This is a genomic window from Rhizobium sp. TRM95796, assembly GCF_025779995.1.
Lineage (GTDB): Bacteria > Pseudomonadota > Alphaproteobacteria > Rhizobiales > Rhizobiaceae > Rhizobium_E.
This window is the reverse complement of the sequence record NZ_JAOXHE010000004.1, coordinates 534727-545211: the sequence shown is the minus strand read 5'-3', so window position 1 is coordinate 545211 and position 10485 is coordinate 534727. Positions and strand designations below refer to the sequence as shown.

Annotated in this window: 6 protein-coding genes; 4 read left to right on the top strand and 2 right to left on the bottom strand. The window is 58.6% G+C overall.

Features of this window, described 5'->3' with window-relative positions; translation table 11 throughout:
• Positions 1-268 precede the first annotated feature (268 nt).
• Positions 269-1297, bottom strand: coding sequence for a hypothetical protein (locus OCK01_RS11350; protein ID WP_263824012.1), 1029 nt, complete (start codon positions 1295-1297; stop codon positions 269-271).
• Positions 1298-2192: 895 nt separating this feature from the next.
• Between OCK01_RS11350 and OCK01_RS11345 the strand changes: the two genes are divergently transcribed.
• Entirely contained in the window at positions 2193-3182 is a 990-nt protein-coding gene (locus OCK01_RS11345; RefSeq protein ID WP_263824011.1) for a tyrosine-type recombinase/integrase, read from the top strand.
• 231 nt (positions 3183-3413) lie between these two features.
• Positions 3414-4277: a hypothetical protein gene (locus OCK01_RS11340; protein ID WP_263824010.1), complete on the top strand. Its 864-nt coding sequence runs from the start codon at positions 3414-3416 to the stop codon at positions 4275-4277.
• A gap of 239 nt (positions 4278-4516) precedes the next feature.
• On the opposite strand, the gene rtcR is transcribed toward OCK01_RS11340, so the two are convergent.
• Positions 4517-6118, bottom strand: coding sequence for an RNA repair transcriptional activator RtcR (rtcR, locus tag OCK01_RS11335; RefSeq protein ID WP_263824009.1), 1602 nt, complete (start codon positions 6116-6118; stop codon positions 4517-4519).
• A gap of 210 nt (positions 6119-6328) precedes the next feature.
• Here rtcR and OCK01_RS11330 point away from each other — a divergent pair, with 210 nt between their 5' ends.
• Both OCK01_RS11330 and OCK01_RS11325 read left to right on the top strand, forming a co-directional pair.
• Positions 6329-7885 (top strand): vWA domain-containing protein, encoded by a 1557-nt coding sequence (locus OCK01_RS11330; RefSeq protein ID WP_263824030.1) that lies wholly within the window; start codon positions 6329-6331, stop codon positions 7883-7885.
• 824 nt (positions 7886-8709) lie between these two features.
• Entirely contained in the window at positions 8710-10134 is a 1425-nt protein-coding gene (locus OCK01_RS11325) for an RtcB family protein (RefSeq protein WP_182828576.1), read from the top strand.
• Positions 10135-10485 lie beyond the last annotated feature (351 nt).

The following is a 10485-nucleotide window of genomic DNA, read 5'->3' as shown; positions in this document are numbered from 1 at the left end:
TCCCCTCGCGGCATAAACAGCGCCGGAAACCACTTAACAATCGGCACCAAGCTGTTCAGACAAACCGAACCACCTCTAGCTGCATCGCAGCATATCCGACGCGAAGGCAAAGCTCTAAGCCGGAGCTGTTTCACGACACGCTCCATCACATATCCGGGAGCAAAGGGCATTCCGGAGATAAGGATAGGTGTCACACGCCCCGATCTATCTACCTATTTCTTTAGAAAAGAACGTATATAGATTAGGGGCTTGTGACATCCACAGATCATCACTCCGGCGAGGAGGCATGAGTTTCCGATTCAGGAACAAGCGTTCCGGCGCGTCCATCCTTACGTCCGGCCCGGCTTTTTGCCTGCCGCGCATTCTGGCGTGCGAGCTTCATCTCCCGCATTGGATCCGGATAGCCAGTTTTCTTCACAACCTTAGCCCGGACCAAACCAGCAACCTTCTCGCAGTTCGCGCTCAGCGGACATGTTCCGCAGATAGAAGAGGCATCTTGGCACCCTGGCAAACCGAAGCAGCTTGGCCAGCGCTCATCCTTGTTCATTGCTGGTGCAGGAGCCCGCGTCAGCCTTTTTTGAGCAACTTCATATTCGAGGCCCTCAACACATTCCTGCAGCAGCTCGGCGTCCAAACTCCGCCCAAAGACTTCCACCGGGATTTCATTCCGGACATAGGAGAAGCGTTCAATAACGCGCTTCCAATGATCCGTGACCAGAGCAGAGTCCGATGACACCCCAAGGACAAAATCGCGATAGTCGCACTGCGGCTGCAGCCCGATGAAATGTTCGGCATGATACTGCGGCATTTCAAGTCGGCACAACGCCGGCCAGGTCTGCTCACGGAGAAACTCATCGAACAGCACCAGCCAAGCCTCGCGCGATTTTTCACCGCCATGGAGTTGGTTGATCTGTGGCGCAAATCTCCTCTTCCTCCGGGAGGCGAAATCGAACGCAAACGTCAGATAGGCTTCGTATGGAATGCAAAACAGATCTGCGCGCTTGCGGGCGCGCCAGCAGACGACGAACGCCTCGCCGCCCTGGTTGAAGCTCAACCAGTTAATGTCCTTCACCTTCATGTTTCGGTCCCTTGTCTTCTGAACCGAGTATTGAAGATGTTTAACATAAAGCCTGGCAAAAGTCGCTGTCGCGGCTTCCGGCGACATGAACCGGTATCCGAACCACTTCGTTCTCATCAGCTCGCGCTCATCGGCCAATTCGCACAATGAGAAGCTAAGATTAGCCTTCACACTAGAAGCAACCCTCGCCTTAATCCTCTTCAATGAAAGTTCGTCCATAGATGCTCCATCCGATGATCGCTGGAACAGCCCAGCTCCCACTCTATAGAGCGATTTCGGAGGCGTTTCGCAGGATGCCGCGGAATTCTGATATCGCGTTGATTGTGTTACGAAGTTTTTTAGCGGACATAGACATGTCTACTGATCTTGCCGAGAGTAGCAGTTTTCATCGGCGGAACAGCAAGTCCCGCCCAGCAGGCCGTCGTTGTCACGGCCCCGCCAATACTGGTTGACGTAGGTAGCGTTATTCAGGTTTGAGTTGAGAAAACAGCTGAGGCTCGGTCATCGTTGCGATGAGCATACATTTCGTCTTTTGAAAGGAGAGCATAATCGGTCAGGCCTGAGAGCTGGACCGTAAGCCGGCCAGCAGAACCGAATGCACAAGGCTTGTTCCAACGAACGATCGTTGCCACTTTCGGAGATGTATCTATCCACGCACGAATTCCAAGCCTCATCACAAGGTCCGACTCGCAATGAGAGCCATCTCGTAGCGCCCGAGGCAGCTAATCCCTGTTAAATGATAAAAGAAGCCCGAACGAGTTTGACCTGCGCCGCAGAGATGCCGGCACCGCCGCCAAACCATCAACGCTCTGAAGTTTACATTGCCTGGATTTTTTTCGATGGCTCGTGAAATGTCAACTTAATGTAAACTTGATGTAAACAAATACCCATCCCGCGCATGATCATTAAACGATTTTGGTTGACACGATGTCAACCAAACCGACGCCCTGGTTGTCGTCTCCCGCTCTGACGGGTAGTCATTTTCGCGGATGCATGCCGGCGCCAAACGCATCCCTTTAGAGCAAGACGATTTTCTCTAGGACTTCCAATCCCAGCCGCCTCCTTGGCTTCCCCTCACCGGCATCCTACGCTTCATCTGAACAGGGCGGGTCAGATGGCATCAATCCGAAAACTACGAGGGCGGTGGCAAGCACAAGTGCGCAGGCGCGGCACGAAGCCCCGGTGCAAGAGCTTCGATACACGGCAGGAAGCAGAACGTTGGGCGCGCGAGCTCGAAGCACAGGTGGATAAATTCGGCGCTGCACCGGACACCAGGATCCTTGAGTCCACGACATTTGGCGCACTCATGGAGCGCTACCAGCGCGAGGTGACGCCGTTGAAGCGAAGCTCTACCCAGGAGAGCCAGCGCATCACGGTTCTCAGGCGGCATGAGCTTGCATATCGGACAATGATCGGTCTGAGCCAACAGGATATCGCATCATTTCGCGATGAACGTCTGAAGTCCGTAGCCGCGTCTACCGTCGTGAGAGATCTGGCAATTCTGAGCCATATCATTGAGGTAGCGGTCCGTGATTGGGGACTGCCCCTCAATAAAAACGTCGTGAAGTTGATCCGTCGTCCGGTTGTCAGGAATGAGCGCAGCCGTAGACTGTCTACGGAAGAAGAACAGCGTCTTCTCGATGCCTGTGATGAAGGCAAGATTCTCTTTCTCAAGCACCTGGTCATCGTTGCGATCGAGACAGGGATGCGTCGTGGCGAGCTTCTCGGCATGAAATGGAGCGATGTTTCGCACAATCGCCGCGTCATCTCGCTTGCACTTACGAAGAATGGAACTTCGCGTGAAGTTCCTCTGTCTCAACGCGCTCATGACGAACTCTGCACATGGCGCGCACGATGCGATGAACAAACAGACCAAGTCTTTCCGATGAAAACCGGAACGTTCAATCAGGCCTGGAGACGGATACTCGCACGCGCTCGCGTAGACGGTCTACATTTCCACGACTTGCGCCATGAAGGAATTAGCCGGCTGTTCGAGAAAGGCCTGAACGTCATGGAAGTCTCGACAATTTCAGGTCACAAAGAGTTGCGTATGCTCAAACGCTACACGCATTTGTCTGCCGACGATCTAGTCGCCAAGCTTTAGCACTCTCGCAATGCGGGCATTCTTTCAGCAGCGGATACCATTTTCGCTGCCTGAGCCACCACCAGCGTGGGCGGCGAGCGACATATGAGCTTGCAGATCGTCACCTCGTATGGTCTCCAATCAGCGGACATTTTTCGCACCACGTCTTGCGCTTGCCAGGATCTGCCGCGTGCGACTTAGTTCCGCATCGCCTCCCGACATCTCACCTGGGCGATGCCGAGGAGAAAGCTGATGAGAAAAAACCACCAGACCACCGGCGATCAGCTCACACAATTCTGGAACGAAATGCCGTGCGAAGCAGAACCCTTTGTCCATCCTCGTGATCGCGATTGGATGTTAGCGCCTAAGGTAGCAGATAGTGTAAGGCTGAACGCGCCAGCGGACCCAAAGGACTGGATCGAGGAGGCGCGAGGATCTCGCGTTCAATTTGGTCTTCTTCCCATCCCTTATCTTGGAGACCTGAAGCGCGCAGACATAATCATTTGCCTTCTCAACCCTGGCCTTGAGGCCGGCGACTTTCACGCTGAGCTGCGCATGCGTGAATTCCGGGCGGCTGTCTCACGCTCTCTGCGTCAGGATTTTCAGGGCGATGAGAGATATCCGTTCCTCTTCCTGGATCCTCAATGGTGCTGGACAGGCGGACACCGATGGTGGGCGAAGAAGCTGAAGGGCATCATCTCAGCTATATCGGAGTTCTATGAATGCAGCTTCGATGACGCAACAGCCAAGTTGGCGTGCCGGATCGCCGCCGTCGAACTTTTTCCATACCATTCCGCCACATTTGCGATGCACCGCGCGTTGACAGCAATACCTTCTTGCGACCAGGCGCGCGAGTTCGTGCGGAAGGCTATTCACGACTCCGACAAAATCGTCATCGTGACAAGGCAGGCAAAGGCCTGGCAGCTGCCACGATCTAACGAGCCGCAGCCGAACTTGATTGTTTACAAGGACGGGCAAGAGCGAGGGGCACACCTCTCCCCGGGCACCACTGGCGGACAAGCAGTTCTTTCGAAGCTGGGCATCTCGAACACCACCCGAACTGTCAGCGCTGAGCACGACCATCTTCCCGTAGGCGACATTGTCGCCCAACCCTAAATCCGCCGGCGCCCGCGCCGTCCATGCAGGGGTCAGTCATGCGCGGCACGAAACCGGCGACGGGTTGTGGCCCGAGTGTGCCGCTTGGTAACCCTGCGCCTCCCGGAAAGCGCTGCAGCAGTTCCGTCTGATCGACGGATCGCTGTATTTCCAGCATTTTTCCAAGGTGTGATCGTTGGTGCTCTCACAGATCTTCACCGCACTTGTCGTGCGATGAAGCAGGCCATGCGTTCCAATGATTATGCGCTCGGCAGCATGTCCTGGAATCTTAGCCCGAACCGTCCGAGATATTTCACCAGCCGATCAGCATCGTTGCTGCTGTGCTTCTCCATCCGAGACTGCGCAAAAAGAGCACGGCCGGCTGAACTGGCGGATGCGTGCTGCCGGCAGACGCGAAGGACATCGGCGAGTTGGACGGCATCGAAGCGGTCGAGGCGGGAGGCGGCCTCCTCTCCGAGCGCCTCTTCGAGGATAGCGTCCCAGCCGTCGCCCGCCACCCGCCACAGCATCCTCAGCCGGCGGATTTCGTCATCCACGGCCTCTGCGGTGATGCGGCCCTGCGGCGCAAGCGTCGCCATGCGAGTGACGGAGGCGGAGAGGTCGCGAAAATTGGCGGTCCAGGCAGCGTCCGGTCCCGTTGCGAAGGCGAGATAACGCTCGCGCGCCTCCTTGTTGAAGGTGACGTTCTGGCCCTCCCTGTCGAGGTAGCGGCGAAGTTCGAAGTCAAGATTGGGTTCGATATCCTCCTTGCGGTCGCGCAGCGCGGGCAGCTGGAAGGTCCAGAGATTGAGGCGGGCGTAGAGATCCTCGCGAAACTTGCCCTTGCGCACATCGTCGCCGAGATCGCGATTGGTGCCGGCGAGCAGCTGGAAATCGGCCGACGCCTCCTTGTCGGCGCCGACGGGCAGGAAACGTTTTTCCTCAATGGCGCGCAGGCACATCGCCTGCTCGTCGAGCCCGAGTTCACCGATCTCGTCGAGAAACAACACACCCTTGTCGGCGGATTTGAGCAGCCCCGCGCGCTCGGTCGCAGCCCCGGTGAAAGCGCCCTTCACATGCCCGAACAGCGCCGACATGGCCTGGTCGCCGCGAAGCGTCGCACAGTTGACCTCCACAAACGGGCCGCTGATCTTGTGCTGGCTCTTCTTGAGTTCATAGATCCGCCGCGCCAGTTGCGATTTGCCCGCGCCGGTCGGCCCTGTCAGCAGCACCGGCGCCGTCGAGCGAACAACGACCCGTTCGATCTCATCGATCATTCGGTTGAAGGCGGCGTTGCGAGTCGAGATCCCAGATTTGAGGAAGGACGCAGCCTCGGTCTGCTCCGCTGCGAAGCGCTTGGCGATTTCGTCATAGCGCGACAGATCGAGGTCGATGACCGTATGCGTTCCCGCGAGATTGTCGAACTTGCTCCGCTCGCGCGGCGGCGACAGCTGCAAAAGGCGCGCCGGGATGATGCGCGCTTCCGTCAGCAGAAACCAGCAGATCTGGGCGACATGGGTGCCGGTGGTGATATTGACGATATAGTCCTCGCTGTCGGGATCGAAGGCATAGGCGCGGGCGAAATCGCGGAGCTTCGTATAGACCTCTGAAAAGTCCCAAGGATCGCGGAAGTTCAGGACGGTCGGGCGCACCTCGGTTGCCGGCGAGACGATCTCGATATCGTCAACGATCCGCGTGCACAGGGACTGGGCGTGGTCATCGTGAATGAGCTCCAGCCGATCGATGAACAGACCCGACTGCTGGCACAGGGCGACATTGGGTCGCCAGCGGCTCCAGCGATCCTCGCGCTTGCCCATGTCGAGCGTGGTTCCCAGAATGCTGATAGCGACCCGGCGCTTCATTGTTTATCCTATACTATAAACTCATATTCCATCTAATAAGATATTTGGTGATCACGCTGTGCACAAGCCAGATGACGTCAACGTCGGACAAAATATTTAAATCGAAAAATCAAGAACTTGATGTTTTTCCTTCGATGCGACGGGCGGCGACTTTCAGTTTGGCACGCTGCCTGCAGAGGATCTGGCATGAACAACCTGAGAGGTTCCGTCATGGCAAACAAGGCGATCTTCAAATCCTACCTCGGCAAGCTGCTTCCGGGCACGGACACAAAAAATCACGAAGGGGCTGCGGCCTATGCGCTGACAGCGCGTGAGGCGCTGGCGCAGTATGCTGTGACCGGAACCTTCAACAACACCTTTTACGCCGATGGCGCAGACCAGCTTGACGCGGTGCGGAAGCTCGCGCTTGAGGTGGAGCCGGGATTTCTGGGCAAGGTGGCGATCCATGCGGCCGAGAAGGGCCACATGAAGGATATGCCGGTGGCGCTGCTGGCGATCCTGTCGGGCCTTGAGAGTGACGCCTTCGCCCGCGCTTTTCCGCGCGTGGTGAAAAGCGGCAAGATGCTGCGCGGTTTTGTCCAGGTCATGCGCTCAGGCGCCACGGGGCGGAAATCGCTTGGGACGCGGCCCAAGAAGATGGTCCAGGCCTGGCTCGAACGCGCCAGCACGGAGCAGATCCTGCGCGCCATGGTCGGCAACGATCCGTCGCTCGGCGATGTGATCAAGATGGTCCATCCGAAGCCCGCAAGCGAAGAACGCCGTGCGCTCTACGCCTGGGCGATCGGCAAGCCGCATGATCATGCGGCGCTGCCCGACCTCGTCAAAGCGCTGGAAGCCTTCCGGCGCGACCAGACGAACCCGGTTCCGGATGTGCCGTTCCAGATGCTGACCTCGCTGCCGCTCAAGCGGGAGCATTGGGTCGAGATCGCCCGCAAGGGCGGCTGGCAGATGCTGCGGCAGAACCTCAACACACTCGCGCGCAACGGCGTGTTTGCGGTGGAGGGGTTTGCCGAGGAACTGGCGGCGCGACTCGCCGATCCGGAACAGGTCCGCAGGGCGAAAGTCTTCCCCTATCAGTTGATGATGGCATGGAAGATGGTCGACCCCAAAGTTCCGGCTATGGTGCGGGACGCGCTTCAGGACGCCATGCAGACGGCGATCGGCAATGTGCCGGCCGTTCCGGGCCATGTCGTCCTCTGCCCCGACGTGTCGGGGTCGATGAGCTCGCCGGCAACGGGGTTCCGGAAGGGGGCGACGTCGACCGTGCGCTGCATCGATGTGGCCGGCCTGATGACGGCGGCGCTCCTGGAGCGCAACCCGAAGGCTCGCGTGCTGCCTTTTGAGAACCACGTGGTGAACGTGGATCTCAACCGACGGGATTCGGTGACGACCAAAGCCGACAAGCTGGCGGCGATCGGCGGCGGCGGAACCAACTGCTCCGCGCCGCTGAAAAAGCTGGCGGACGAGAAGGCAAAGGTCGATCTCGTGGTGTTCATCTCGGACAACCAGTCCTGGATGGATGCGCGTCCCAACGGCCAGGCCTCGGGGATGATGGTGGAATGGGCACGGATCAAAGCGCGGAACCCGGCTGCAAAGCTGGTCTGCCTGGATATCCAGCCCTATGCGACGTCGCAGGCCGCAACGCCAGCCGAGGTGTTGAATATCGGCGGCTTCTCCGACGCCGTCTTCAGCGCCATCAGCACGTTCGCATCCGGAAAGTCGGGTGCTGAAAGCTGGGTGAAGACGATCGAGGACACGGTCCTCTGAGAGAACGCTCCCCGCCGGGTCGTGACCGGCGTGGAGCGCCGTGACGAATGCCGGAAGAAACTACAGGCTATCACCCTCCAGGTCGCGGGTTCGAATCCCGCCGGGTCCTCCATACTTGTTTGCGCGCAGCCGCCACACCAACCCTGCGTGCGCATCATGGACCCGTAGCTCAGCGGACAGAGCAGGAACGTTTCTCCAAACCTTGTCGTCACGGCAAGATGATGCATGGCGAATGCGAAGCGGAACTACATGGGTCGCGGGTTCGAATCCCGCCAGGGTTTTCCCTGTAGCTCAGCGGGTAGAGCAATGACGTTTCTCGAACACCTCGTCGCCATGGACTGAATTGCAGCGGCGAATGCTAGGCGGAACTACAGCCTCCAACACTCGGATGGTCTGGCAGGTTCGACTCCTCCTGGGCATACGCTTTCTGGCACGAGCGGGACCATCCGGTTTCGTCCATTCTCGTCGCCGCTGCTAGGATACGCCTCGGCGAATGCCGACAGGACTACAGGTAGCGCGCCTTGCCCGAACGAACGGGCAAGGAGGCCGGATGTTCAAATCATCCCATGGTCGCTTCGGCGAGCATGTGGCGTAGGTCGAGTCTTGTCCCGCCTCGTCGTCGGGGCCTTGAATACCCCCGGCGAATGCCGGCAGGACTACACGGAAAGAGCGCTCTCTTCAGTTTCGAAGGGAGAGGTCGGATGTTCAAAGCATCCCGGGTCCGGTCACGAACCTCGTAGCTCAGAAAACGTCTTGCCAACAGTCGTCGCCGGGGCCGGATGACGCAAAACATTTTGATAAGGACTGCAAAAGCAGAAAAGAAGATGATTGAGATAGTAAGCGGACAGGATTTGATCAACGCCGGCATGAGCCAGGGCAAGTGGTTTCGACCCGCGCTCGAGGCGGCCAACACGGTCTTGGCGCAGGGTGGTTCGATGGCGGATGCGCTTGACGCCGCCCGACGCTTCGCGCCGGCCCCGACGCTGCCGCTGCGGTCGGAAAACCACGTCGAAATCCACATGAACATTCGCGCCGAGGACGAGTTCGAGCGCGACAATATCGAAAAGGTCAACGCCACCATGCGCGCACTCGTGCGCACGCCGGGCATCCGCGCTGCCGCCATCATGCCGGACGCTTGTCCTGCGGGTCCGGTCGGCTCGATCCCGGTCGGCGGCGTGGTGGCCTCCGAGCATATCCATCCGGGCATGCATTCGGCCGATATCTGCTGCTCCATGGCGATCTCCATCTTTCCGGGCATTGCTCCGAAAGACCTGCTCGACGCGGTTCATGCGGTGACGCATTTCGGCCCGGGCGGGCGTCCGCGCGGCGCGCAGATCAAGCCGTCCGAACAGACGCTGACAGCCTTTCAGAACAATCCGTTCCTGAAAGACGTCGTCAGCGCGGGTATTGAGCATTTCGCCACACAGGGCGATGGCAACCACTTTGCTTATGTTGGCCAGATGAAGTCCACAGGGGAGACGGCGCTGGTGACCCATCACGGCTCCCGAGCACCGGGCGCGCGGCTCTACGACAACGGTATGCGGGTCGCCAATCGCTATCGCACGGAGCTTTCGCCTGAAACGTTGAAGGACAATGCCTGGATCCCGGCCGACAGCGAGGACGGCGAATTCTACTGGGCAGCTCTTCAGACGATCCGTCAATGGACCAAGGAGAACCATCTGGCCATCCATAATATGGCGGCGGAGAAACTGTCGGCCAAGATCGCGGACAGGTTCTGGAACGAGCATAACTTCGTGTTCCGGAAGTCGGACGGCCTGTTCTATCACGGCAAGGGCGCAACACCGGCCTTCGACGGCTGGGCGGAGGATGCAACCGATCTGACGCTCATTCCGCTCAATATGGGGGAGCCGATCCTGATCGCGCGCGGGTCAAACGCAGTCAACGGACTCGGATTTTCGCCGCATGGCGCGGGCCGAAACTTCTCACGCACCGGCCATATCCGTCGCCTCGGGGCCGAATATGGCGCCGACAGTCGCGGCTTGAGCCCGAACAACATCGCCGCGATCCTGGCCAAGGAAACCGCGGGGCTGGATGTCAGGTTCTTCTCCAATGCGCCCGACGTGTCGGAATTGCCGAGCGCCTACAAGAACGCCGCCAATGTCCGAGCCCAGATCGACCATTACGGCCTTGCCGAAATCGTCGACGAGGTCATCCCCTATGGCTGCATCATGGCCGGCGACTGGCAGAAGGACGCGCCGTGGAGAAGGAAGAAGAACCGAGAGAAGTGACGAGGCTAGTGGCGAGCTTTCAAGGCTCGCCACTGTGGCCCTCGTCCTATTATTCACGGCAACGCCCGGGGGCTGGCCCGTCCCGGCCAGTTTGGCTGTCTTTACCGAGCCGTAACCATCATTCCCGATATAGGAGAGACCACCGATCGACATATCTTTGGACTCGCTAAGCCGGAAGACTGAAGGCCTTTATGCGCTGACCAACGGTCTGCCAACATTGGAGAACGACGACGGAGCCTATTCGAACTCATTGCAACTGGGCACTGAGAGGTCAGCGGTATCGTGCCGCTACTGTGGCGTTTTTCTGTCGAAAGCATCCCATGATCAGGAAGCTCCGCAAAAAGCGCTTGA